The sequence below is a fragment of the Devosia pacifica genome, assembly GCF_014652635.1.
Classification (GTDB): domain Bacteria; phylum Pseudomonadota; class Alphaproteobacteria; order Rhizobiales; family Devosiaceae; genus Devosia; species Devosia pacifica.
The window spans coordinates 1,192,106-1,217,940 of the sequence record NZ_BMZE01000001.1 but is presented as its reverse complement, the minus strand read 5'-3'; the positions used below and the strand labels follow the sequence as shown (position 1 = coordinate 1,217,940).

Below are 25,835 nucleotides of genomic sequence, written 5' to 3'. Positions count from 1 at the left end.
TCAGCGGCCTTTCAAGGTGGGGTCTAGCGCATCGCGCAAGCCGTCGCCGAACAGCGAGGTCGACAGAACGGTGATGGCGAGGGCAAGGGTGGGGAACAGGGCGAGATGCCAGTAGTAGAACATATAGTTGATGCCTTCACTGATCATCTGGCCCCAGGTCGGTGTGGGCGGCGGCACACCGACACCAAGAAAGCTCAGGCTGGCCTCGAGCATCATCGCCAGCGGGATCGCGAGAACGAAGCCGACAATGATCGGGCTGACAGAATTAGGAATGAGATGCCGGCGGATGATGTACCAGGGCGAAGCGCCAAGCGCCTGCGCCGCGCGCACGAATTCCTTTTCCCGGAACGACTTCACCTGAGCCCGGACCAGCAGGCATACCTGCACCCAGCCGAACAGCGCGGCAATGAGGACGATTGTGAAATAGCCGCCTCGGGTCAGAGCGCCGAGCAGCATCGCGGCAAGAAGGGGCGGCACCACCGAGAACAGCTCGATGACGCGCATGATGAACCAGTCGATCCGTCCACCGAAATATCCTGCGAGCGCCCCGAGCGGGATGCCGATCAGGACGCTGAACGCGGCGGCGATGAAGCCGATGGTCAGGGAAACACGCGCGCCATAAACGATGCGGGTGTAAAAATCGCGCCCGAGGCCGTCGACCCCGAACCAGTGCTCGGCAGAGGGGAAGGCTAGCGATTCCGTCAGGAACATCTGAGCCGTGGGTGGCACCGGGGTGATCAGCGGAGCAAACAGCGCCATCAGGATCAATATGCCGAGAATGATGCCGCCGGCCAAAGCTGCCTTGTTGGAAAGAAATCGGCGCCAAGCGAACCATAGCGGGCTGCGTTGGCGCACAATGGGTGCGATCGATCCTGCGGTATCGCTCATTCCGATCCTCCAACACGAATGCGCGGATTGATCAGCGCGTAGACAATATCCGAGAGCAGGTACGCGATGCAGTACATGAAGGTGATCATCAGCATCAGCGCCATCTCGAGCGGGTAGTCGCGCAGCTCGATCGACGAGACGAAGTAGGCGCCTAGTCCCGGAATCCGGAACATTGCTTCAACGAAGATCGAACCTGTCGCAGTGCCGATGAACATCGGCAGAAAGACGGTAACGAGCGGGATCGCGGAATTGCGCAGGACGTGCTGGAAGACGATGCGCCGCTCAGACAAGCCCTTCGCCCGCAGAACAGTCACGAAGGGACGACTGAGGGTGTCGAGCATCGCCGAGCGCGTATAGCGCGCATAGGTGGCGACGGGAATTGCGGCATAGGCGATGATCGGCAGGATCCATCGGTCAGGCGTCGGCCAACCGCTCGCCGGGAGCCAGTCGAGCCAGACCGCAAACACCAGGATCAAGACCATCGAAATGACGAAGACCGGTACGGTCAGCCCAATCGTCGAGAAGGCAGAGGCAAGGTAGTCGATCCAGGTATTGCGATTGAGCGCGGCAGCGATTCCCAGCAGTATCCCCAGCGGCGCGCCCAGCGCAACGCCGGCGCCGCCGAGAATAAGGCTCGGCACCCATGCACGCGAGAGCAACTGCAGCACGGTTTCGCCGGGGCTCTGGTAAGGCACGCCGAAATCGAAGTGCAGTACCCCCCACATGTATTTGAAGTACTGAACGTAAAGCGGCTGGTCGAGTCCGAGCTGCGCCATCAGTTGCTGGCGTACCGCTTCGGAGACCGGGATTTCGTTGGCATCGAATGGCCCACCGGGGACGGAGTGCATCATCAAAAAGATGATCACCGAGACGATGAAGAACGTGACGGCGACAGACAGCAATCGGCGAAAGATGTAGAGCAGCATCCGTTTCTCCTCAGGCTGTCACGACGGCTTCGACGCGATGGTTCGGCGCGATGCCGACAAGCGTCGGGTCGGCGTGTGGCCCGGTGCCGGTGTCCTTGGTGGTGTAGCGCGGTGTCGCCGCGGCAATCTGCTCGGCCGACAGGAAGCTGCGCAGACGCCTGTCCCGCGGATTGGTGACCGGAATGGCGTCCAGCAGGGCCTTGGTATAGGGGTGTTGCGGGGCGGCAAATATGCGCTCTGTCGGCGCTTCCTCGACGACGCGCCCCTGATACATCACCACCACCGTATCGGTGAGCGATTTGACGGTCGACAGGTCGTGGCTGATAAACAGGATCGACAACCCCATTTCAGCCTGAAGACGCTTCAGCAGCCTGATGATCTGCGCCTTGACCGTAACATCGAGCGCCGAAGTCGGCTCATCTGCAACGAGTACGCTCGGGCCCAGAATTAGCGACCGCGCTATTGCAACGCGCTGGCGCTGGCCACCCGAAAGTTCGTGCGGGTAACGCGAGGCAAAGCTGCGGTCGAGCCCCACCCTGTCGAGCCAGTCGAGCGCCAGTTCGCTCTGCTCGCGCGCTGTGCCGATCTCGTGGATATGCAAAGGCTCGGCTATGATCTGGACCAGCGTCATCATCGGGTCGAGCGCGGAGTAGCTGTCCTGAAAGACAATCTGCATGCGCCGGCGAAACGGCCGCAAAGCTTCTGCTGACAGGCCTGATATGTCGGTGCCTTCCAAGAGGATCTGGCCACTCGTCGGCTCGGTAAGCCGCATGGCCATGAGCCCCGTGGTGGTTTTCCCGGAGCCGGATTCGCCGACAATGCCGACAATGCGATTGCGCGGCAGGACAATGTTGGTTTCCTGCACGGCCTGAAAGTCCGCATACTTATGGAAAAGGCCGGACCGTCTCCGAATGCGGTAGGTTTTCGCAAGGCCGCGCAGCTCAAGCGCGGGAACATCTCGCTCTTCACCGCGCGAAGCCTCGAAACCGGCGTGCAGGCTCGCAAGCAACTGCTTTGTGTAGTCGTGCTGTGGCGCGTCAAAGATCTGGGAAACTGGGCCCTGTTCCATCACCTCGCCCTGGTACATCACAAGGACGCGGTCGACGGTTTCTGCGATGACGCCGAGATCATGAGTGATCATGATCAGCGCCATGCCGAACTCGGCTTGAATGTCCTTGATCAGTTGCAGAATTTGCGCCTGGATCGTCACGTCGAGCGCGGTGGTAGGCTCGTCGGCAATCAGCAGCTTTGGCCTGCAGGAAAGAGCCATGGCAATCATGGCGCGCTGCAGCATGCCGCCGGAAAGCTGGTGCGGGTAATATCCCAGAACGTCGCCGGCATTCTTGATTTCGACGCGTTCGAGCAGTTGGCGGGCCTCATCCAGCGCCTGCTTTTTGCTGGTGCCGCGATGCGCGATGATCGTCTCGCAAATCTGGTGCCCAATGGTGAAGACCGGGTCAAATGCCGTCATCGGGTCCTGGAAGATCATCGCGGCGGAGCGTCCGCGCAGGCGCACCAGGTCCTCGCGATCCGCTTTCGTGACATCCACCCCATCGAGGCGCAGTCTGGCCGCCGATACTTCAGCTGTTGCAGGAAGCAGCCGCATAAGAGCGCTGCAACTCACCGACTTTCCAGAGCCTGACTCGCCCACGATGCCAAGGCTTTCGCCCTGCTCGAGGGTAAAGCCGATGCCGCGTACGGCATCTACAGCGCCGCCATACTGGCGGAAACTCACGCGCAGATCTTCGATTTCGACAAGCGACATTGTTCGGTCCCGATAGAGTGAGGTCTGGGTGCCTCGGTAATTGCCCGAGGCACCCACCGAACGCGTTATTACTTGGTCACGTGCGTGTAAAAGTAGTGCGCTAACCGATCGAGCGGCGTGAAGCCGAGTTCGTTCGGTTCCGTCGCCTCGCCACTGAGCTCACCCGAGAGCACTGCCAGCGTGATCGGATGGACAAGAGGCACAATCAGGCCCTCGTCGATCATGATCTGCTCGGCTTCGGCGTAAAGCTCGAGGCGGGTATCCCAATCAGACTCGGAATCGGCCTGAGCCACCAGCTCATCATAGTCTGAGACGAAGTAACCGTGACGGCCGCCATCATAGAAGATGCCGTAAAAGTTCGAGGGATCGAGATAGTCGTACTCGTAGGGGGCGATGAAGATATTGTTGGTCTTGTTGCGAAGCCCGTCCATCCATTCGGGTCCCGGGAGCGAACGGATGTTCATGGTGATGCCGAGAACTTCTTCGAACTCAGCCTGGAGGTACTGCGCCATCGCTGGAATGATCGCACCGTTATAACCGCCTTCATCGCGGTACCAGATCTCGATGTCCGGGAAGCCTTCACCGTCCGGGTAGCCGGCATCGGCCAGATACTGCCGAGCCTGTTCAGGATCAAAGATGGCTTGTGCCGCAATATCCTGGTTGTATCCAGGATAGCCCGGCGGCAGGATCGATCCGGCGGGAATGGCAATGTCCTTGAGAACAGTCGAGGTCAACTCGTCGCGGTCGACAGCATAGTAGAACGCCCGGCGAACATCCGGATCGTTGAATGGTTCACTGTCGAGATCGTACGAGATGTATGATGTCGCAAAGACCGCGTTCTCGCGGATGCCGTCCGGGAACTGTGCCTGAGCGACAGGAACCTGTCCGGTGTTGAGAAACGAGAAATCGGCGTCGCCGGCAAGAAAGGCAGGGAAGCCGACTTCAGGGGCGGCGAGAGTTGGATCCAGTTCCAGACGCTCGACTTGCGGCTCCCACGGCCCGGTATAGGTGTCGGACTTGGTGAAGACGACAGAGTTGTTGGATTTTTCCCAGCTCTCGATCTCGAAGGGTCCTGACGACACGATGGTGTCGACATTAAGCGCCCAGTCGTCGCCGTATTCGTCGACCATGTGCTTCGGAACTGGGTACCAGAGGCTGGTGACGGCGGGGAAGTAGGGCTTCGGCGCGGTGGTGGTTACCTCGATCGTATGATCATCGACAGCGTTGAGCCCGAGCGCAGATGCATCAGCCTCGCCTTCGGTGACTTCCTGCCAGCCATCGATACCGCCCGCGAAGTCCCAATACCAGGCAAAGTCATAGCCCGTGGTCGCTGCGCGTTCGAGTGCGAAGACATAGTCTTCAGCCGTCAACGGTTCGCCATCGGACCAGACCAATCCGTCGCGAAGGTGGAACGTCCAGGTCAATCCGTCTTCAGACTGCTCCCAGCTTTCCGCCGCCATCGGAGTCAGTTCGAATTCCTTGTCGAACGTTGCCAGCGGTATCTGAAGCAGTTCCGAGCCAGTGCCTCGGTCATAGACGGTCTTCATGTAGTCCATGTAGGTGCCTGCGGTCGAACCGCTTGGCGCAATGACCGTCTGCGCCATCGCGGGCACCGTCAGAGCGGTACCCAGCACCAGGACGCCAGACAATTTCTGGATGTAATTCATGTGCTCCCTCCTTGCGAAGCATACGGCCGCCCGCCCGCAATCCCCACGCGGTGAATGGCCCTTGTTCTTGCCGGCTCTCCTAAGGGCCGGATCAGGCCATCGATCCCCTCGGAAGGCCCAATGACATATGTCTGACAAATTTGAAGGAGCATGACAAGCGCGCAGCACCTAAACTGCACAACCAATGAGCGCTTTCTGGCGTCGGCTAAGAAACAGACATTTAGCGATCGGGCAGGAGACCTGCTTCGATCATTTGCTCGAACATGTCTTCGCTTGATTGCTGAAGCGGCCTGTAGTTCACCCCGAGGGCGTGGATGCTCTTTGTGTTATCGGCGTGCCACTCTACGTCGATATTGCGCTCCACATAGGCGCGCGGAAAGCCGGCAAGCGGCGCCAGAAGCCAAAGCAGTCTTTTCGGTAAGGCACGTTTTGGGAGCTTGTAGCGGTCGCCAAACCGCGGCTGCAAGCTTTGGGCAATTTCCAGAAAGCTCGTATTGTGCCCAGATAGGATGTGGCGGCCCTGTGCATCGGGATTGAATGCAGCGGCGATATGCGCTCTTGCGACATCACGAACATCCACCACGCCGATCCCGGCATTTGGCGCCCCAAAACGCATAGTGCCATCGCCCATCTGTCGAATGAGCGAGAAACTCTCTGAAGTTGGCTTTCCGCCGATCGCCGGGCCGAGCACCAGCGACGGGTTTATAGCCACAAGCCTCCACTGATGCTGTGCCTCGGCGATATCCCAAGCTGCTTTTTCTGCGACCGTCTTGGAATAGGAATAGGGCTGGTACTCTAGCGACGCAGTGGTGTTCCAGATGACTTCGGTCAACCGACCGCCGGGCGCATTCTGGCATTCGATTGCGTCTGTGTAGATGGCTGCACACGAACTGGTCAGCACCACGCGTTCAACTGTTTCCGTTGCGCTGGCCTGTTTCAGGACGTTCCTGGTTCCCTCGAGGGCAGGTGTGACGAGATCCCGCTGCGGATCTTCGACAGTGATCTTGAATGGTGAGGCCGTGTGAAAAACGATCCGGCACCCTTGCATGGCGGCACCATATGAGCCCGGCTTGAGAAGGTCCGCCTCGAAATACTTAATGGTACCCGGAGATGAGGCTGCAAGGTCGTCGAGGTGGCGTAGCTTGTCTTTGTTGTGCGCGTCCCGAACCGCTGCATGGACGGTGACGCCTGCCTCCAGCAGATATTTGACGATCCAGCCGGCGACGTAACCTGTCGCACCAGTCACCAATACCGGGTCTTTGGTTGCGATCGACCAATCGTTCATCGTGCACCCGCATTGAATTCAGTCCTGTGTTCGGACCGAGCATTGGCTATGCTTGTTACCACAGCCATGTGTACGCCAGATAGCTTGCACCGAAAATGCCTGCTATCCCCCCGAGTGCCGCAATGCCGTCGCGTGTGACGAGCGCTATTCCGAACAAGGAGATAATGGCGGCGACGATGCTGGAACTGGTGGGTATGAGTTCCAGTGCCGGCATGACCAGAGCCAGCAGGAAGCACGCCAGTTGCAAGATGGATGATAGCGGTCGACGCGTCAGCATTTGCAAGCGTGGCCGGAAGACGTAGTCCAGCACCTTTGCCGCCTTTGCGACCTTGTCCATCGCCGACTGGTACCGCTTGCGCGATACCTCTCTGTCGCGCAGAAAGCCAGGGATCCAGATGGATTTGCGTCCCAGCAGAAGCTGGCCCGCCACAAGCGCTATCAAAAGCCCGGCGCTCGTTGAAAACAATGGTATTCCGCTAAGCGGTGATACCGTCAACAATGCTGGAAGTAGCATCAAGGCGGTAGTCGAGCGTTGTCCCAACTCCTCCAGAATCTGCTGAACCTTTACGGTATCTCCGCTGCCGGCGCGTGAAGCACGTTCCACCAGTTCCTTGAGAGTTAAAGGTTGCCGGACTTCTGCCTTGGCGTCTGTCACTATGGGGCCGCCTCTTCAAAAGTAACTTCTGCAAGCCGCCACGGGCGTTTGACATGAGGCGGCCAGAACGATTCGGAATTATTGTCGGCAGTTGGACGACGCCGCAGGCGAAGAACGACGTTGATGTAACGCCCGGACTCGCGCATGCGGATGACCGCGCTTGGATAAAGACGTTCGAGGTGTGCGTGCAGTTCCTTTGCGTCTTGGGCGATATCATTGCTATCAAGTGCGCGTGGCGTGCCATCGAGCAGTTCGGCCGTCGCGATGCGCAGGGCGCGGTAACCGTCATGGGTGATGTCCAGCGCAATAATGAGCGCGGCGAGGGCGTCTGCCCACCATAAGCCGAAACCAACACCTATGACGCCGAAGACGCCGGCAACCCCTGTCATCCAGTCCGCTTTCTGCATCAGCGCATCGGTGTGGAGCACCTTGTCCTGAAGTGCGCGCGCCACGGGTTGCTTTAGCCTGCCCAGAATAACCGGCGGGATGACCGAATAGACCAGCGCCGCAACCATCAGCCAGCCCATCCAGACATCAAAGCCGAATAGCTGTGTGGGTCCGATGGTGGGATGTTCCATTGCCAACAGCTTTATGGCGGAATCGAAGATCAAATACCCACCCATGCCGACCAGAGCTGTGGCGGAGACCAGAAATGCGAGGCTGTTGACGCGGTTGAACCCAAAGGGAAACCGACTGGTGGGGCGCTTGCCCTCGAAGTGCAGAGACAGCAGGAAGACAGCTGCCGGGACCAACCCCAGAATGTCTTCGATCCACGCTGACTTCATTGCCGCACTCGAGCCGAGTACAGCCGCCATCACAGCGACGATCGAGCTTTGCCAGGCGAGAGTCCACCACTCCAACCTTACGGCCTTTTTCAGCAGCGGGCGGATATCCTCGGGGATTTCGTTCATCAGGAATGCTCCCTTGCCACAGCCTCGACGCGCGCCAGCCAGCGGTTTTCTCCTTTGCGCACGGCTGCCCGGAGCGTGGGGAAATCGCTTGTTACGTTGTTAGGGTCGGGGCCAACAAAAACGACGCGCTCGGACCACGGCGAGTTCGCCGCGAACTCGCCGATGACCATGTCGAAGCGACCGCGTTCGAGTCCGCGAAGCAGGTCTTCGGCCGTTCCCGATGTGACCTCAAGCTCGACACCAATATCCTTCGCCACATCGTCGGCGAGTTCACGCGCATCCGATAGGCCTTCAGCGCTTGCGACGAGTCCAGTGATCACGGTCCCGCGGTTTATCACGGCCTGTGTGGTTCCGCGCGGGTCCCTTGGAAAAGTGCAGGCAGCAAGGAGCAACACGCAACCCAGCACCAAGCCAATGTGCGCCACTCTCAATATAGGCATGATGTGTTCCGCTGAACTGAGATAATACTCGGCAAACGAGCCGTCGGTGCAGCCGTTCCCGCGGAACGCCGGCCGCAAGTGTGGTACAGGCGAGAAAGCAACAATCGAAGCTCGGCCTAACCTGGGCTCACTGGAGGATACGCGTCATGAAAATTGCGGCGATACGTGCCTATGCGGTCCGAGTGGGGGTCCGCAACCAGCTTCTGGTTAAAGTGGAGACTGACGAGGGCATTCACGGGTGGGGGGAGAGCGGTCTCTCCGGCCGCGAACGCGCGGTGGTCGGTGTGCTCGAGCATTATGAGGAGTTTCTGCGCGGCCGCGACCCGTTCGCCATCGGTGCGCTCTGGCAGGAAATGTATCGCAGCCAGTATTTCGAGGGCGGTCGCGTGTTGCAGGCGGCGATCTCTGCGCTCGATATTGCGTTTCACGATATCAAGGGGAAGGCGCTGAACGTACCGGTCTACGAATTGCTGGGCGGTCGCCAGCGCAATGTAATCCCAACATTCGCAACCACCCACGCCGCTCCCGGGGACGCGATGGTGGATCAGGCGAAACAGCTGGTCGAGGCCGGCTGGACGGCGATGCGCCTGTCACCGGACGGGCATGAGAACAAGGACATCTACGAGCCGCGTGAGCACATCGCCACCACCGCGAAATGGTGCGTCAAGACGCGTGAGGCGCTGGGCGAGGACGTGGTGCTCGGGATCGATTACCATCACCGGCTGAGCGTCGCAGAGGCTGCGAGCTTCTGCCAGAAAATGCCCTCCGGCACTCTCGATTTCCTGGAAGAACCGATCCGCGACGAAAGCCCGAGCTCCTACGAAGCCCTGCGGCGCATGACCGATATCCCGTTCGCGATCGGCGAGGAATTTGCGTCAAAGTGGCAGTTTCTGCCGTTCATCGAGCGCGATATCCATCAGTTCAACCGTATTGACGTGTGCAATGTCGGTGGATTGACCGAGTCGATGAAAGTCGCCGGATGGAGCGAGGCGCACTATGTCGACATGATGCCGCACAACCCGCTGGGCCCAATCTGCACCGCTGCGACGGTGCATTTCGCTGCCGCCGTGCCGAACTTTTCGTGGCTTGAAACCCGCGCAAGTCCTGCAGAAACGCATCTCGGGTTCGACAATTCCGAGTTCTTCCCGGTGCAGCCGAAACTCGAGGGATCGCACTATCCGGTGAGCGATGCGCCCGGGCTCGGGATCGAGGTTAACGAGGCACTGATCGCGAATCAGAGCTTTGCGTTCTGGGAAGCACCGCACCTCAAGCGCCGTGACGGATCTGTCACCAATTGGTAGCCAGACGCTAACACCACGTTAACGCGCGACGGGAGGCGGGGGAGACCGGCCAAAGCGTCGCGCCTACGGGTTTCCCGCTAGGTAATCGGCCCAAGTCAAGTGACACCAAGCCTTGCGCTAAAGTTGCTTCACCCGATGCTCATTCAGGTGGACCGGCAATGTACGCGCATCCGCAACACGGTGTTGATCCCAACGAGGTTCAGGCCCTGCGCCGGCTGGCAGGGCGCTGGCTGCGCGACAAGCGCGAGGCGGCGCGCTTCAGCCAGCGCGAACTGGCCGAGCGGCTCGGCTTCGAGCGCTATGCGTTCATCAGCCAGATCGAGGCGGGACGGGGGCGGGTGCCGCCGGATCGCTATGAGGATTACGCCCGCGCGCTCGGCGTCAATGCGCGAGAACTTGCCCGCACCATGCTGCGCTACTACGACCCGGTGACCCACCGGCTGCTGTTCGAGACGGAACGTGACAGCGCGCCGGCGCCGGCATCGACCGGGTTTGATGCAAAGGCGGCTGGTCCAGCGGTGGATCGGCAGATCGAGGCGCTCGAGGAGCGGCTGAAGCGGCTGGAAAGCCGGCTGCAGGCGGCAGGCTGACGCGCCCGAGCGACTTCCGGACGGTGCGCACGATTGTCGTCGGACGAAGGGCGTCGGACGTTTTCAGGCATGCGAAAGCGCCGGCGGATGCGGGAGGGCTCTGATCAATGCGGCGGCCAGCGGCCAGCGGGGTGCGGGGGGTGGGCACTGCACCCGCTTCGTCATCACTGGGTTTATCCCGGTGATCCACGCGTGCCGGGAGATATAACAACACGAGGAGGGCGTTGAGGCGGCGGACCCCGTGACCTAGCGGTCGCTGGGCCACCGGGACAGGGCCGGTGGTGACGACGTGGGTTGGGGCGGGCGTTGGCAGCTGGGGTGCGAGGGTTGGGGCGGGCGCTGGCGGCGGGAGGCGCGAGCGCGGCAGGCGTCGGACGAAGGGCGCTGGGCAGTGTGGGCCACCGGGATAAGCCCGGTGGTGGCGACGGATAAATGAGGAAAAGCGCTGGGCGTGGGAGGTGACGACGGGAGGGCCGGATGCGGCCTATGTACGTTGTGGCGCCGCGCGCAGGGCTGCGGTCTCGCCGCTGCGCTAACGGTTTGGACCGCCGCTACATGCCCGCCGGTGACGACGGATAATGGGGAACGCGTTCGCCCCCGGAGGGGGCAACGGGAGAGCAGGGGCAGGCCGCTAGGGTGCCGTTGTGCGCGCCGGGTCAGCGGGCGGCGAGTTTGGCGACCATGGATTCGAGTTTGGCCAGGCGCTCCTGCAGGGCGTTGGGGGATTCGTCCTCGGCGCGGGGCTTGCGGTCTTCCTCGGCAAAGAGAATGCCGTAGGTCACGGGATCATAATAGCGCATCAGCGTCTTGGCGAAGACGCGCACATCGATCTTGAGCGCGCGGGCATAGGCTTCATAGCGATCGGGCGGAATGCGGCCCCGCCCGGATTCGATCTGGCTGATGAAGGTATAGTACTCAAGGCCAACGGCCGCTGCGAGTTCGCGCTGGCTCAGCCGCGCCGCCTCGCGTCGCTCGCGCACCCAGCGCCCGGCTTCACGCCGCAACTCCTGCACCGTCTCGTTGTCCTTACCCTGCTGTGGATGGGCGTACATGGCGAACCCGTCAATCCTTTCGTGGATCGGCTGTGGCTCGACCCTGTTGCGCAACCATATAGCGACATCTGTACTAGCTGTCCAGTAACTCACACCATTATGACAGTGGTGAGATATGGCAACTCACAGTGTGGCGTATCATGGTCACCAGACGGTAAATGTGATTTTCTCGTGCAAAATCGGGCTTGACCGGCCCATTGAGTTGGGTAATTGTCCGCATCGACCGCGATATCCGACCAGGGTGTGTGCGAGTTGCTATACGAATCGGCTTGACACGTTTGGTTGATGAGTCTAGCGAAACGGTAACCCCTGCGGCGCGGGGGTCACGAGGAAAAGGGAACAACCATGGCTACCATTCAGGAAGTCTATATCGCGCTCTTCGGGCGCCCGGCCGATCCGGCTGGCTTGGCTTATTACATCGAGGCCACCAATGACGGTGCCAACCTCGACGCAGTCGGTGATCTGTCCGCTTCGGAAGAGTACACCGACCGCTTCGAAGGCTTTAACAACAACCAGAAGGTTACACAGATCTATCAGGATCTGTTCAACCGTTCGCCTGACGCAGCTGGCCTGGCATTCTATGTCAACCTGCTGAACACTGGCGCTGCCACCGAGCAGGATATCGCTATCCGCATTCTCGACGGCGCAACCGGCGACGACGCTGAAATCATCGCGAACAAGGTTGAGGCTGCCAACGCCTTCACTGCGTCGATCGACACCGCGACCGAAATCGGTGCTTATGTTGGTGAAGACGCTGCCGAAGCTGGCCGCCAGTTCCTCGACGGCATCACTTCCGATGACGACACCATTCCTGATCAGGCTGCAATCGATGCTGCGATCGCAGATATTGAGGCTGGTGTGGGTACTGGTGACACTTTCACTCTCGGCGGCGGTGTCGACGACATCACAGGCACAGCCGGTGGCGATACCTTCAATGCCACCACGCTGAACACGCTTCAGAGCACTGACACCATTAATGGTGGTCAGTCGGTTGACGTACTGAACGCGACCATTACTGGAACTGTTGCTCCGACGCTCAATAGCGTCGAGAACGTGTTTCTCACTGATGGCGGCGCTGGTTTCGGCATTGATCTCGAAGATGCCACTGGTGTGCAGCAGGTCTGGTCGGTAGCTCAGGACAATACCTTCACCGTTGTCAATGCCAAGGCCGGCACAACTTTCGGCGTTCAGAACGCTGCTGATGCCGAGACCTATTCGATTGGCTTCGATGACGATGAGTTGGATGATGATGCAACGCTTCGTCTTGCGTTGAACGACACCAACAACTTCACCATCAGCTTCACCTCGGGTGACAACGGCGACATCGACGCGATCGAAATTTCGGTCATGAGCGATGACAACAACGCCGATCTCACTGCCCTCACCAATGCTGAAGACGTTACCGTCACAGGCGAAGGCGAACTGACGCTCGCTATTGGTTCGGGCACCGAAGATTTCGACTCCACTGGCTTTGATGGCGACGTTGCGCTGACTGTTGGCGGTGCGGAAGTCGACATCATGTTTGGCGCTGGTGATGACGTCATCGCTGCAGCTGGTACTGCTGATGTGACCGCAGATGGCGGCGCCGGTAACGACGTGCTGCGCGCAAGCGGTGGCAACGGTATCACCAGCGATCTCGACGGTGGTGACGGCGACGACATCCTCGGCGGTAGCGTCGGTGGTTCCTCCGAGTTGACCGGCGGTGCTGGCAATGACGAATTCCACTTCAGCAATACCATGACCGGTGTTGCTGCAACTGACATCAACACTGTGACTGATTTTACGTCGGGTGAAGACGTTATCTCACTGCTCAAGATCGCCGGCTTCTTCGGGAGTTCATTTGAGGACGGCATAGTTGGCAACAGTGATCTTGCTGCTGACGACTATGTGGAGCTGGGCGGCTTCGGTGACTTTGACGGCACCGTGCATGCAGATGGCTTGGTTGTCTTCAATACTGGTTTCGCGAACCAGACAGCCATCACGAATCAGTCCAACGCTCTTGCCGGGGCCGATGCAGGCGAAGCATTCTACTTCATGGCGTTCAATGAAGAAGAAGAGATGGCGCAGTTGTACTATGACGGCCTTACGGGTGCCGGCGGTGCTCCGGTGCTTCTCGCTAACTTCGAGAACATCACCACAGAAGCACAGCTTCAGGGTCTTAGCCGCGCCGACTTCGACATCTACACTGCCTAGTCAAACCTATCGGTTCGATCAGATTGAGGGAGGGGCTTCGGCCCCTCCTTTTTTGTTTCTCCCGATGGAAGAGTGAAGCTAGCTGCGTCCATCCGTCAGTTGCGCGCTCGCCGCGACGTCAACTTAGGCGTGCCTATGGCGCCCTTAGCCGGGCGGCATGCCAAGTGGTAACTAGAAGCGGAGCACCATATTCGCTCCCAAAAGGGCCGGAAGTTTCCGAGATTCTTTGGCACTGAAGCGCGGGGGTTCGCGGAGGCAATTCCCTCTGTCTCAAGACAGAGACTTTAGCTAAGTCCGCCATTTAGAGATAGTTAATGCTGCGGGGAAGATTCGGCTGTGGGCAGCGGTTGCTGTTCTAACTCGCCGATGGAAGCGCTCCATGGTGCTAAACAGCATTGGGGGGGGCGGGGAAATGCCCGAAGGGCAGGGCGGCCTAATTAGCTCTGCGGCAAAGCTGCCCTTGGAGGGCAAAGAATGCCGCAGTTATTTTCAGAATGATGACAAAAAAAGGGCGGCATGGCATGCCGCCCGATCAGTACTTACTAACTTCTAAACGAAGTCAAAGTCGGACTTGCTGATGTCAGCGACGCCTACGTTCTCTATCACAACGTAGAGGTCCATATAGTTGCCGTCATCGCTGTCGTCGAAACCGACCAAGACGTTTGTTCCGCCATTTCCATTGTCATATTGTACAGCGATCACGTCCAAGTAATCGTAGTTGTATGACAAGTTATCGAGCCAGCTCCGCGCTTGGCTTGCGTCGTCCGCCTCGTAATAATACTCGAAGTATGAGAAATTACCTGCGTCCGATCTGTCTACCTCGATGGTTGAGCCCGCCGCCCAGTCGGTAATCGTCTGGTCGGCGTCATAGACGCTGAACTCATGGTCTTCGGTTCCGGAACGTCAGTGATACTAATCGTCACCTCCTGAGTGTCGGAGTTGCCAGCGAGATCGAAAACAGTAACGTCGAATGTGTAGCTGTCCTTCGTCTCAAAATCGGGCGATGAATTGATCGTCACTGCGCCGGTGTCCTCGTCGATGGCGAAGTCAGCAGCATCAGTGCCGCTGATTTCGAACCGATCAATGGCGCGATTATCGGTAGCGGTTGCCGTGTAGACCAGTGTGTCGGCAGCCGAGTTTTCGGCGATCGATGCAGTCGTGCCGGAAGTCAGAACCGGATCCTGGGTATCGGGGCCGGCGCCGCTGTCTGGTGCGCCACCGCCACCACCGCCGCCTGCGCCGCCGCCGGGGCCCTGGCCTTGATCGGGGAAAAGCCGCAGGATCGCAGCGTCAGCTTCGTCGCTCGTACCTTCGTCATCAGCATCGACCTCATTGATGAAGTCGCGGCCAACCTGTGCAGCAAAGTCGCCCTGGTAGGCATCGACTTCAGCCTGCAGATCGAGGTTTGCCGTGAAGATTTCCGCAGCGGCGATCTTGGCGTTGATGGTGGCCAGATCTTCGTTCTGCGCGCCATCGAGAATCTGGATGGCGATGGTATTGATGTTGGCCGAGCTCTCTTCGAGGAGAGCGGTGTAGAATGCGAGGCCTTCTGGCTCGGCATCACGCTCGAACAGGCTCTGGTAGATCGAGTTGACGATCTCTTCCGAAGTCATGCCGGTGAAGCGATCCTGATACTCGGCGGACGACGACAGATCGCCGATTGCCGACAGGTCGGCACCGTTATTGGTTACGCCGTTATAATACGCGAGGCCCGTCGGGTCTGCCGGGCGCCCAAACAGCGCGATGTAGATTCCCTGAATACTTGCCATTTCAACTACTCCCTAGTTACGGGTTTTCCCGTATCCGGGAGTTAAATCCCTAAACGCAGTGTTAAGCAATGGTTAAGGTGTATGAGTAGTTAACCGGTGGCGGTTTTGCCGGCGGGTTGACGAGCTAAACCGCTGATTCGTCGAGTACTTGCGAATCGAAAATGTGATCAGCGTGAGTCGAAAGACTCTCGTCGTTGCGCGCTCGACACATACGCAAACCCCCTTATGGGGCGCTCACGAAGGGTTGAGGCTTTCAACAGCTTATCCACAGGGCGGGGTGGCGCGCACGAGAAAGGGCGGCCCGGTGGGCCGCCCCTCGGAAAGGTCTCGCAATGGCTTGCAGATCAGTAGACGTCGAAATTGTTCAGCGTCAGGTTGTTCGCATCGACGCCGACAAGGGTTGCGATCTGTTCGCGGCCGGCGGCATCGGACCAATCGGCATCGTAGTAGATCTCGGCATTGCCGGTCTCTGAGTTCTGGGCGACGAGGTAGAACTCCGCCTCGGCGCCAAGACCGCCGGTGAGCTGGCTGGTGGTGTACGACCCATCGAGCAGCACGACCTTCTGGTCATCCGCCGTGGTGGTGGCCGAAAGGCTGGTCAGCTCGGAGAAATCGGCGGCATCGAGATCGGCATCGCCGCGCACCATGTCCTCGCTGGAATTGGCGAAGCTGATGGCGCCATTATCGAGGAAGGAGATGACGTCGATGTCAGAGCCGCTCACATCGAAATCATTGATGGTATCGGTGCCGGTGCCGGCATCGAAGTGCACCTCGTCATTGCCGCCGCCATCAAGGTTGATGGTGTCGTTGCCGGCAACGCCGCCATAGATGTCGTCGCCAGCACCGCCGGTGAGCGTATCATTGCCGGCGCCGCCGACGAGCAAGTCATCGCCCACGCCGGTGGTGATGGTGTCATTGCCGCTGCCGGAGCGCACGGTGACGTCGCCCTCGGCATTGGCGAGGCCGAGAATGGTGAGATCACCGGTGAAGGAGGAGGCGTTAACGGTTTCGACGGCGGTGAAGCCATCGAAGGCGAATTCGGGATCGCTGTCATCGGAGCCATCGGCATCGATGCCGTCAGTGGGCATGGCGCCATCGGCCACGGTGCCGGCGGCGAGGGTGAGCGTCTGGTCACCGGTGATGGTGATATCGGTGAGGTTGTTGGTGCCGCTCATGCCGATGACGTTGAGGCCGGTGGTGCCGGTGGAATTGATCGACACCTGTTCGATGGTGTCTTCACCCTGGACACCGCCCGAAATGTTGGCGACGCCGAGCGCGGCGGCGCTGTCGCGGACATTGACGTTGAGGGTGCCGGCGACGATGTCGTCGAAATCGATGGTGGCGAGCTCGAGATTGTTCTGAACATCGAGATCGGGATCGGCGACATTGGTGAGGGTGAGGTTCAGCGTTGCGGCGGTGGCGCCCTCAAAGCCGACGGAGCCCTGATCCGAGACACGGAAATTGCTCACATTGCCGATTTCGGTGAACTGGCCGAATGCGGTGCTTTCGGAAGCCGAGACGGTCTGGACGCCTGTAGCATTGGCGAGGCTGACAACGGCACCGGCTTCAACGAAGCGGGCGTTGATTGTCTCGACATTGCGGATCTGCGGGTCGACCGGATCGGCGACGGTGTCGTCCGAAGCGCTGACGACGAGGTTCAGTGTATCGTTGCCGGCGCCGCCGTTGATGGTGTCGAAGGTGTTGACGGTGGCATTGTCGCCGCCGATGACGCCGTTGATCTGATCAGCGCCAGCGGTGCCCATGATGGCTTCGCCGGTCTCTGCGGTCAGCGTGATGGCGTTGGGGTTGGCGGTGGCGATGTTGTTGACCACCATATCGACGCGGCCCTGATCGACCATGTCGTCATCAGCGCCGATACTGGAAATGAAATCACGCGCTAGGTCTACGGTGTCGGGATTGTAGGCATCGCGCTCGGCCTCGGTATCGAGCGAGGCGGTGAAGGCATTGGCGTATGCGGTCTTATTGGCGATGATCTCGGCATCGGCATTCTGCGCGCCATCGAGGATGGCGACGGCGATGTTGCCAATGTTCATTTCGCCGCTCTCGAGGCGATCGAGATAAAAGGCGAGACCTTCATCATCGGCGGGGCGATTGAACAGATCCATATAGATCTGATTGATCATCTCTTCCTGCGACTGGCCCGCGAAGCGGTCGAGATATTCCGGCGAATTCGCCAACTGACCAAGGATTGGTTCGAGGTTGGCACCATTGTTCGTACGATCCTGATAAAATTCCAGGCCACCCGGATCGGCCGGACGGCCGAACAAGGCGATATAAATCTGCTGAATGCTAGCCATTAATCTCTTCCCGTAATTTGCGTTTTCGGTGCGACGCTGCCGGAGTTACGCAAGGGAAGCGCTTTAAGTTTCAGAGAAATTTCAAATCGTTACTGCGCGGGCGCATTTTATTGGCTGAGATTAGCGCAGGGGCGATCGGTGAAGGCGCTAGTCAGACGCGCTGAGCCGACCACTTTTCAGCGGCCGCTTTTCTTAGAGGCCGAGGACGACGCCACCGGCCGCAGCAACGCAGACGACGAGCCAGGGCGGGGCTTTCCAAGCGGTCAGCAATCCAAAGCAGACGAGCGCCAGCGCGAATGCCGCGGGAGACACGATCGCCGCTATAAAGACCGGATCGTAGAGAGCGGCCCCTAGGATGCCCACCACAGCGGCATTGGTGCCGCGCATGACCGATTGCGCCCAGTGCTGACGCCGGAATGTGTCCCAGAAAGGCAGGATGCCGACCAAGACCAGAAATCCTGGCAGGAAGATGCCGAGCAGCGCAATCAGCGCACCCGGCACTCCGTTGGGTTCCGGCGCGAGCACGGTGCCGAGATAGGCCGCGAAGGTAAAGAGCGGACCGGGGACTGCCTGCGCCGCGCCGTAGCCGGCGAGAAAGGCGTCGGGCGTAACCCAGCCATTGCCAACAACCGTGCCCTCGAGAAGCGGCAAGACGACGTGGCCACCGCCGAAGACCAGCGCACCAGCGCGGTAGAAAGCCTCGAAGACGGAGAGGGGCCCGTGCCCGCCAAGCGCGGCAAGAAACGGTAGCACTACGAGCAGGACAGTGAACACGATCAGCGCGGCAATGCCGAAGGGTCTCGGGACGCGGAAGCCAGTGGCGCCAGCGCCGAAGGATTTCGGATCTCCACGGCACAGCCAGAACCCCAGAGTGCCGCCAAGCACAATCGCTCCCACCTGACCGAGTGCGCCGCCGACAAAGACGACGAGCAGCACAGCGCCGATGGCGAGACTGGCGCGCTCCCTGTCGGGGCATAAGGCCCTGGCCATGCCCCAGACGGCCTGAGCAACGATTGCCACCGCGACGACCTTCAGCCCTGCCAAAAGACCAGAACCGATCGGGCCGGAGAACAGGCCGGCGCCGAAACCGAAGGCGATCAGCAAGAACGCCGAGGGCAGGGTAAAGGCGGTGAAGGCGGCCAGCGCGCCAAGCGGCCCGGCGCGTCGCAGGCCCAGCGCGAACCCGACCTGGCTAGAGGCCGGCCCCGGCAGAAACTGGCATAAGGCAACGAGATCGGCGTAGTCATCTTCACGCAGCCACTGTCTGCGGGTGACGAACTCGTCGCGAAAATAGCCGAGATGGGCGATCGGCCCGCCAAAGGCGGTCAAACCAAGTTTGAGAAAGGCGCTAAACACTTCGGCGGCCGAGCCCGACGCAGTATTCTCGACCTCACTAGCCGGCTCATCATTCATACGCGCAGCCCCGCCAGAGTTGGGTGCGCGCAAGGGCGGGTGTTTCTTTCATGCGTTGTGTCTAGCCACGCCTGATGACATCTCAATGTCATCAGGCGTCCGGCCGGTTCAGGCACGCGCGGCGGCTTTTTCGTTGGCAATGTCCTCGAACTCGCGCGAGAAGAACTTGTGGAACATTGGGCGCAACGCCGCCCCCAATGCGGGCGCCGATCGGCCAAGCCGGCCGATCTCGATTGCCGGATGATCGTGTGCCAAAATCGGCAACGCCTCGATGTTGGATCTCACGCTGTCTACCAGGCGTTCGACGATGGGCCGTGGCATAATTCCATCTACAACGGCTCGCTCAAAGTCCGCGACCGCATTGGCATTGATGATAGTTTTCGCCAGCGCCAGCCCGGCATCCTTTATCCACGTACTCGCAACAGGCTCCAGCCGCTCCCAATCCCATTCGTAGGGATGGCCTTCGGGCCGTTTCATGCCAGCCTCCTTAAGGCGCTGTTGAAGCGCGAAGATCGACGCGATCAAATGTACAAATGTCTGGTTGCCTTTTCCGTCCGAGACCAGCATCGCTCCGAGGTCAGCCGAGTTGCCTGTCGGGCCATCCCAGAGACGCCCCCCGGCCACCAGGCCGGCGCCGACAAACTCCCCGACCAGCAGATAGGCGAAGTCAGGTGGGCGCGGCGGCGGCGTCACCACGAGTTCCGCCCAGCACGCCGCGTTGCCGTCGTTTATCAGCAGCACATCCAGCCCGGAAGCCTCAGATAGTCTTTCCTGCATGTCGATATCCCGCCATTGGACGGCGGTCTCAGCCTTGCCCCCAACCAAGTCGACATTGCGGTGAAAGCTCCCGGGCATTGCCACGCCAAGGCCCGATACACGCTTTTGGTGCTTTTTCGGCAGGCGCTCCACCATGCGCCTCGCGGACGCGGATATGAGCTGAATCAAGGTGTCCGGGTCCGGATAGGGATAATCGCCCTCTTCTTCGAAGAGTACCTCCCCGGCAATGTTTCGCATCAGCACATGGTATCTGCGCCAGCCGATTTCGCACCCGACGCAAAAAGCGCCATCGGGATTGATGAAAATCGGGACTGCTGGCTGTCCTCGTTTGCCACGCTGTGCCTGTCCGCGACGCACGAGATCAGCGGCTTCGAGTTCGACCAGAATACGTGAGACAGACTGCGGACCGAGCCCAGTCACTCGCGAAATCTTTGCGGCCGAATACCCCGGGTGCAGGATGACCGTGGTGAGTACGGCCCTTTCATTGTTGAGCCGCAGACCCGATGCGGCCATGCGCCTTTCGGCGAGTGAAAAAACGTCCTTTTCCGACATTGAAAGTAGCCCCCGATTTTGCCCAGGCCGGTAACTAGCTCATATAAAACCGATTTCGTATCGATCTGCAGAGGTTTTGTATAGTTCCACAGTCATATTTTATGCGGGCATGAAACCGGGTTTGTCCGGCCCACCGTTAAAGCTTCGATAGCCAATCGGACAGAAGCCACTTTGGTTCCAGACCAGAACTTATTAAATCTCTCGTGCGGTCACGGGGGTCGGCAGAATGCGCATAGTGGTGGTGGAAGACAATCCGACGAATCTGGCGGTGTTTTGCGGAATCGTTGGCCGCATGCCCGGTGTTTCCGTCGAAGGGTTCACCACTGGGGCAGCCGCCCTTGCAGATGCTGAGCGCAATGCCTGCGATATCGTTGTGGTCGACAACGTCATGCCTGGAATGACCGGTATCGAATTGCTGGCGCTGCTGCGTGCGATGCCGAGCCATGCTCATGTTCCGGTCGTGGTCATTACCAGCGATGCCGACCGGGAGGTCCGGCTTGCCGCGATCAAGGCCGGCGCCACCGATTTTCTGGCGAAACCAGTCGACCCGATAGAATTGCGCTTGCGCATTACCAATCTGCTGGCGCTAAGACAGGCGCAACAGGCCTCTATGCGTCGTTCGGTTGAACTGGCGTGCGAAGTGGAAGAGGCAACGGCAAGCATTCGCCAGCGCGAAGAAGAAATTATTCGCCGATTGGCGCGAGCCTTCGAGTTTCACGACAATGAAACCAGCGGCCATGTCGACCGGGTCGCCTGTGTCGCAGAGATTATCGCTGAAGGACTGAAACTGCCAGTCGACTATGTGCGCACCTTGCGCTTGGCTGTGCCGCTGCATGATATCGGCAAGATTGGTGTGCCTGACGCCATCTTGAGGAAGTCCGGCCCGCTGGATGAAGAGGAGCAGCACGTCATGCGCCGGCATGTCGATATCGGCCAGCAGATTCTGGCTGACGGCGACTCCGACCTCGTGCGCATGGCGGCAGATATTGCAAGCTTTCACCACGAGAAGTGGGATGGCACCGGCTATCCTGGCCGCCTTGCGGGAGAGAACATTCCGCTTTCCGCAAGGATTACCGCCGTGGCCGATGTGTTCGACGCCCTATGCAGTGTCAGAAGCTACAAGTCCGGCTGGTCCCTGCAGGAGGCACGAGCTGAAATCGTGCGGCAAAGCGGCCGGCATTTCGATCCCGCGTGTGTTGCGAGCTTCGAGGCCGGCTGGCAGCGCATCAGCGAGACCGTGAGCCCTAGTTTTTGTGAGTCCGCCGCCTGAGGAGGCACCGCAATGCGCGTTTTGATCCCTGCTTTGCTGCTCTGTCTGTCCGGCATCGGGTCTGCCTTGGCTGACGACCTGCCGCAACCGATGGGGCCGGTACTGCTCACGGTCACCGGCACAATCGCAAACACCAATGCGGACGGCGAAGCCCGGTTCGACCTCGAAATGCTCGATGCGTTGCCGCAGCGGGTCACTGAGAGCGAAACGCCCTGGTATAACGGGGTTCAAAGCTTCAGCGGCGTCAAAATCGAAGCCTTGCTCGATGCGGTCGGGGCTGATGGAGATACCGTCACGGTCACCGCGCTCAATGATTATTCGGCGCAGATACCTGTCGCGGATTTTCGTGATTACGAGGTGATTTTCGCGACGCGCATTAATGGCGAGACGCTTTCCGTTCGGGACAAAGGGCCGCTCTTCGTCATCTATCCGTTTGACGAGAATCCCGACCTCTATAACGAAGTGTATTTCGGCCGGTCGGTATGGCAGGTCACCGCGATGTCGGTCGAGTAGGGCATGGCGAAGGTGCTGGCGAAGCTCGGACGCAAGGCTTCGCCACGTCTTGGACTGGCGATTGTTTTGCTGACTCTGATCAGCGTGATCCTTCTTTCCAGCACGGTATGGATGTTCGCGGGCTTGCGCGATCGCCAGCAAAGTGTCGAAAGAAGTATTCGCGAGGACGCGGTGTGGGCGGCCTTTCAAACCGATCGTGAAGCTGCGCGGTTGGTGGAAGCGACGCTGATTGCCCAGACCGGTGGCGACATCGATGCGCTCATTCTGCGTTACGATCTGCTTTATAGCCGCGTGACACTGCTGGGAGATGGCTCTTACGCGGTGCCATTCGGTGCGCAATCCGAATTGGGAGAAAGGGCCGAGGCGGTCAGCGACATCGTTCAGGACCTTGAACCAACGATCGATGCTCTATTGGACGAGCCGGCACGGCGTGATGCGCTGCTCACTGAGATTCTGGCCTCGGCGGAGCAGGTGATTGAAGCCAGCAATGCGCTGATTGTTTCAGCAAATGCGGAGACCAATGCCTTGCGCGTCGAGGAGCGGCGCAAGGACCTCGATGCGTATTGGCGCATTGGGATCGCGACCCTGGCCCTGACCTTGACGCTGGTGATGTTGATCGTGCTGCTCGGCGTGCAGATCGCACACATTTCGCGCAGCGGCAGGGCGATCGAACTGCTCGGCCGGCGCAACGCCAAGAAGGCGCTCGAGGCGCGCGAGGCGATGCGGGCGAAATCGGCTTTCCTCGCCACGATGAGCCACGAGATACGCACGCCGCTCAACGGCATTCTCGGGATGACCAGCCTGTTGCAGCAATCGCGGCTTTCACCGGAACAGGCCCGGCATGTGGTGAGCATTCGACAATCGGGCGATGTGCTGCTGGATGTGATCACCGATATTCTGGATTACTCGAAGCTTGAGGCTGGCGCAGCGAGCCTCGCCATTGCCAGCTTCGAGCTGGCCGAGGTGATGAGAAGCGTCGAAACGATCATGCGTCCGCGTGCGGAGGTGGCGGGGCTGAAATTCGACATGGAGTGGCCGGACTGGGAGGTCACCAGCGACCCGGCGCGCGTCCGGCAGGTGCTGCTGAACCTCGTCGGCAATGCCGTCAAGTTCACCGCCGAAGGCAGCGTGCGGGTAATGGCGGAGGTTGACGAGGCGGAGCTTAAGATCAGCGTGACCGATACCGGCAAGGGTATTGCTGCGGCGGACATGCCTCTCCTTTTCAAGGATTTCAGCCAGATCGACAGTTCCAGCACGCGCTCGTTCGGTGGCACCGGGCTGGGGCTTGCGATCAGCAAGCGCCTGGTCGAGGCGCTCAACGGAACAATCAATGTCGAGAGTCGCCCGGGGCAGGGCAGCACGTTCTGGTTTAGCCTGCCGGTGGCCCCGGCGCGCCCGCTTGCGGAAGCGGAACGTGCTGTTTCGCATTGCATGGCGCCAGTTGAGCCGAGCCGGTTCGTCGGCACTGTTCTGGTGGTGGATGACAATGCGATCAATCGCGAGGTTTCTGCGGGCCTTCTGGAGGCCATGGGGCTCGATGTGGTAACGGCCAGCAATGGCCGCGAGGCGGTGGACCTGGCGGGAACGCTGGCCTTCTCGATGATCTTCATGGACATGCAGATGCCGGAGATGGACGGGCTGGCGGCGACAAGAGCCTTGCGGCAGCAGGGAATCGACGTGCCGATCGCCGGGCTAACTGCCAATGCGTTCGCCTCCGATCGCGATGCGTGCCTTGCCGCAGGAATGAACGACTATGTGTCGAAGCCGGCGACACCCGAAAAGCTGGCTCAGGTGCTGCGCCGGCAGGGGGTGGCGACAGCCGATGAGGAGGCGGTCGAGGCCGGCGCGCCGTCTGACGATGAGGCCGGTGCGGCCGAATGGACGGTGGACACGGCGTATCAGGAGGTTCTGCGCGAGCAGCTGGGCGAGGAGACCTTCGCCGGGCTTCTGGTGCAGTTCGAAGCAGATGTCGAGCGGCTGGCGGAAGAGGCGATTTCGGCGTGGCGCGAAGATGAGCTGGCGGCCTATGACGCGGCGCTGCACACGCTGAAAGGCGCGGCGCTGGCGCTTGGATATGGCGGCGTGGCAGAGACCGCGAATGCGCTGCGCAAGCAGACGGCGAATCCGGTGGCGGCGCTCGAGGCCGTGCGCGGAACGGTGCGCGAGAGGCTTTGCGCCTGAGGCGGGCTTTCGACCGGTCATCAGATCGTGCAATGCTGTGCGAGACCGGTTTTTGAGGAGACGCCATGACTTTGCGGGCCGAGCGTGTGTGCGCGAGCCACTGTGCGGTGGGCGAATCGCCGATCTGGTGCCCGCATACGTCAGAACTGATGTGGGTGGATATCGCCGGGCGTGCAGTGCACCGGCTTGGGGCCGATGGCGCGCATAGTATTCACACTACGCCGGAGACGATCGGCGCCATTGCGCTTGCGGCTGATGGCGGGCTGATCGCGGCGACCGGTTCCGGCTTTGCGCGGCTCGGCATGCCGCAGGGCGATGCGGCGGTGGCGCTGGAGCCGCTCGAGACGATGCTGGCGGATATGCCAGGCATGCGGATGAACGACGGGGCGCTCGACCGGCAGGGACGGTTCTGGGCCGGCAGCATGCTGGAGCCGGCGGATGCACAGCGGGCGCAAGGGGCGCTCTACAGCCTTGATGGAATGGGTTGCCGGCGGCACCGTGACGGGTTCGTGGTGCAGAATGGGCTGGCATTCAGCCCGGATGGCGGGCGGATGTATTTTTCGGATTCGCACGTCTCGAAGCGCTGCGTGTGGGTGGCGGATTATGACGGCGCCGCGGGGCGCTTCGATGCTGTGCGGGTATTCGCGGATTTCGCCGAACTCGGCGGGCGGCCCGACGGAGCGGCGATCGATACCGACGGGTGCTACTGGATCGCGGCGACGGATAGCGGGCGGATCTTGCGGCTGACGCCCGAGGGGCGGGTGGACTGTGCGGTGGAGGTGCCGACAAGCAACCCGACAAAGCCGTGCTTCGGCGGACCGGAGTTGAAAACGCTCTACATCACCTCGCTGACGCCGGAGGCGGCGGATGCAGAGGCGGGGAATGTGTTTGCGCTTGAGGGGACGTGGCAGGGTGTGGCGGAGACGCCGTTCAACGGTTGAGCGGCTGGTCTATTTTGTGAGTCGCGCGACCATCTGCTCGAGCCGCAAGAGGCGCTGCTTGAGGTTGTCCCCACTCTCTGGCGCGGTTTCGGCCTCCGGCGCATCCTCGAACAGGATGGCGTGCGTCACCGGATCATAAAAGCGCATCATGGTGCGGGCGAACGGGCGTGCCTCGAGCCCGAGCGCATGGGCGTATGAGAGGTAACGGTCCGGCGGAATGCGGCCGCGCCCGGCCTCGATCTGGCTGATGAACGTATAGTACTCAAGCCCGACCTTTTCGGCGATTTCGCGCTGGCTCAGGCCGGCGGCCTCACGACGCTCACGCAGCCAACGGCCAGCTTCACGCCGCAGCTCCTGCGTGTCGGCGCTCTTGCCCTGCTGCGGATGTGAATACATGTGGCCGGCCTCAAGGGACAGTGGTTTCTCAA

The 25,835-nt window shown here is 60.3% G+C and carries 21 protein-coding genes and 1 pseudogene; 7 read left to right on the top strand and 15 right to left on the bottom strand.

What is annotated here, in order from left to right; all coding sequences use genetic code 11:
- The 8 genes from IE127_RS06080 to IE127_RS06045 all read right to left on the bottom strand — a co-directional run bounded on the left by IE127_RS06080 (position 1) and on the right by IE127_RS06045 (position 8,417).
- Positions 1 to 888 carry an ABC transporter permease gene (locus tag IE127_RS06080; protein WP_189424303.1) on the bottom strand — a complete coding sequence of 296 codons (888 nt, stop codon included), beginning with the start codon at positions 886 to 888 and terminating at the stop codon, positions 1 to 3.
- A complete protein-coding gene (locus tag IE127_RS06075) occupies positions 885 to 1,814 on the bottom strand; it encodes an ABC transporter permease (protein ID WP_189424302.1) in 930 nt (309 codons plus the stop codon). The genes IE127_RS06080 and IE127_RS06075 overlap by 4 nt, the downstream gene beginning before the upstream one ends.
- Before the next feature lie 10 nt (positions 1,815 to 1,824).
- On the bottom strand, positions 1,825 to 3,579 hold the full coding sequence (locus IE127_RS06070) for an ABC transporter ATP-binding protein (protein WP_189424300.1): 1,755 nt from the start codon (positions 3,577 to 3,579) through the stop codon (positions 1,825 to 1,827).
- 68 nt (positions 3,580 to 3,647) lie between these two features.
- A complete protein-coding gene (locus IE127_RS06065; protein ID WP_189424299.1) occupies positions 3,648 to 5,246 on the bottom strand; it encodes a peptide ABC transporter substrate-binding protein in 1,599 nt (532 codons plus the stop codon).
- Positions 5,247 to 5,466: 220 nt separating this feature from the next.
- Positions 5,467 to 6,531, bottom strand: coding sequence for an NAD-dependent epimerase/dehydratase family protein (locus tag IE127_RS06060; protein WP_189424298.1), 1,065 nt, complete (start codon positions 6,529 to 6,531; stop codon positions 5,467 to 5,469).
- A 55-nt stretch (positions 6,532 to 6,586) separates the two neighbouring features.
- Positions 6,587 to 7,186 (bottom strand): exopolysaccharide biosynthesis protein, encoded by a 600-nt coding sequence (locus tag IE127_RS06055; protein WP_189424297.1) that lies wholly within the window; start codon positions 7,184 to 7,186, stop codon positions 6,587 to 6,589.
- Positions 7,186 to 8,097 carry a cation diffusion facilitator family transporter gene (locus IE127_RS06050; protein WP_189424296.1) on the bottom strand — a complete coding sequence of 304 codons (912 nt, stop codon included), beginning with the start codon at positions 8,095 to 8,097 and terminating at the stop codon, positions 7,186 to 7,188. The genes IE127_RS06055 and IE127_RS06050 overlap by 1 nt, the downstream gene beginning before the upstream one ends.
- Entirely contained in the window at positions 8,097 to 8,417 is a 321-nt protein-coding gene (locus tag IE127_RS06045; RefSeq protein ID WP_189424295.1) for a transporter substrate-binding domain-containing protein, read from the bottom strand. Before IE127_RS06045 ends, IE127_RS06050 begins: the two co-directional genes overlap by 1 nt.
- 266 nt (positions 8,418 to 8,683) lie before the next feature.
- Between IE127_RS06045 and IE127_RS06040 the strand changes: the two genes are divergently transcribed.
- A complete protein-coding gene (locus tag IE127_RS06040) occupies positions 8,684 to 9,838 on the top strand; it encodes a mandelate racemase/muconate lactonizing enzyme family protein (RefSeq protein ID WP_189424294.1) in 1,155 nt (384 codons plus the stop codon).
- 158 nt (positions 9,839 to 9,996) lie between these two features.
- Positions 9,997 to 10,428 (top strand): helix-turn-helix domain-containing protein, encoded by a 432-nt coding sequence (locus tag IE127_RS06035; RefSeq protein WP_189424293.1) that lies wholly within the window; start codon positions 9,997 to 9,999, stop codon positions 10,426 to 10,428.
- A 755-nt stretch (positions 10,429 to 11,183) separates the two neighbouring features.
- Here IE127_RS06035 and IE127_RS06030 read toward each other — a convergent pair.
- A pseudogene (locus IE127_RS06030) lies at positions 11,184 to 11,480 on the bottom strand (helix-turn-helix domain-containing protein); the annotation flags it as partial.
- A gap of 345 nt (positions 11,481 to 11,825) precedes the next feature.
- Between IE127_RS06030 and IE127_RS06025 the strand changes: the two are divergent.
- Positions 11,826 to 13,673, top strand: a complete 1,848-nt coding sequence (locus IE127_RS06025; protein WP_189424289.1) for a DUF4214 domain-containing protein — start codon at positions 11,826 to 11,828, stop codon at positions 13,671 to 13,673.
- A 549-nt stretch (positions 13,674 to 14,222) separates the two neighbouring features.
- Here the strand turns inward: IE127_RS06025 and IE127_RS19560 are convergent.
- The 5 genes from IE127_RS19560 to IE127_RS06005 form a co-directional block, all read right to left on the bottom strand.
- Positions 14,223 to 14,375, bottom strand: coding sequence for a hypothetical protein (locus IE127_RS19560; protein WP_194599189.1), 153 nt, complete (start codon positions 14,373 to 14,375; stop codon positions 14,223 to 14,225).
- A gap of 113 nt (positions 14,376 to 14,488) precedes the next feature.
- Positions 14,489 to 15,442 carry a DUF4214 domain-containing protein gene (locus IE127_RS06020; RefSeq protein ID WP_189424287.1) on the bottom strand — a complete coding sequence of 318 codons (954 nt, stop codon included), beginning with the start codon at positions 15,440 to 15,442 and terminating at the stop codon, positions 14,489 to 14,491.
- A 344-nt stretch (positions 15,443 to 15,786) separates the two neighbouring features.
- On the bottom strand, positions 15,787 to 17,760 hold the full coding sequence (locus tag IE127_RS06015; RefSeq protein ID WP_189424285.1) for a calcium-binding protein: 1,974 nt from the start codon (positions 17,758 to 17,760) through the stop codon (positions 15,787 to 15,789).
- A 192-nt stretch (positions 17,761 to 17,952) separates the two neighbouring features.
- The gene (gene chrA, locus IE127_RS06010; RefSeq protein WP_189424283.1) at positions 17,953 to 19,173 is read right to left on the bottom strand and encodes a chromate efflux transporter; all 1,221 of its coding nucleotides are present in this window, start codon (positions 19,171 to 19,173) and stop codon (positions 17,953 to 17,955) included.
- A gap of 108 nt (positions 19,174 to 19,281) precedes the next feature.
- Positions 19,282 to 20,502, bottom strand: coding sequence for an ROK family transcriptional regulator (locus IE127_RS06005; protein WP_189424281.1), 1,221 nt, complete (start codon positions 20,500 to 20,502; stop codon positions 19,282 to 19,284).
- Positions 20,503 to 20,728: 226 nt separating this feature from the next.
- Between IE127_RS06005 and IE127_RS06000 the strand changes: the two genes are divergently transcribed.
- From IE127_RS06000 to IE127_RS05985, 4 genes are all read left to right on the top strand, one after another.
- The gene (locus tag IE127_RS06000) at positions 20,729 to 21,772 is read left to right on the top strand and encodes an HD domain-containing phosphohydrolase (RefSeq protein WP_189424279.1); all 1,044 of its coding nucleotides are present in this window, start codon (positions 20,729 to 20,731) and stop codon (positions 21,770 to 21,772) included.
- A 12-nt stretch (positions 21,773 to 21,784) separates the two neighbouring features.
- The gene (locus tag IE127_RS05995; protein WP_189424277.1) at positions 21,785 to 22,285 is read left to right on the top strand and encodes a putative pterin-binding protein; all 501 of its coding nucleotides are present in this window, start codon (positions 21,785 to 21,787) and stop codon (positions 22,283 to 22,285) included.
- 3 nt (positions 22,286 to 22,288) lie between these two features.
- Complete coding sequence (locus tag IE127_RS05990; RefSeq protein WP_189424276.1) at positions 22,289 to 24,466, top strand: ATP-binding protein; 2,178 nt, start codon at positions 22,289 to 22,291, stop codon at positions 24,464 to 24,466.
- 65 nt (positions 24,467 to 24,531) lie between these two features.
- The gene (locus tag IE127_RS05985) at positions 24,532 to 25,407 is read left to right on the top strand and encodes an SMP-30/gluconolactonase/LRE family protein (RefSeq protein WP_189424274.1); all 876 of its coding nucleotides are present in this window, start codon (positions 24,532 to 24,534) and stop codon (positions 25,405 to 25,407) included.
- Positions 25,408 to 25,416: 9 nt separating this feature from the next.
- Here IE127_RS05985 and IE127_RS05980 read toward each other — a convergent pair whose 3' ends face one another.
- On the bottom strand, positions 25,417 to 25,803 hold the full coding sequence (locus tag IE127_RS05980; RefSeq protein ID WP_189424272.1) for a helix-turn-helix domain-containing protein: 387 nt from the start codon (positions 25,801 to 25,803) through the stop codon (positions 25,417 to 25,419).
- Positions 25,804 to 25,835: the final 32 nt, after the last annotated feature.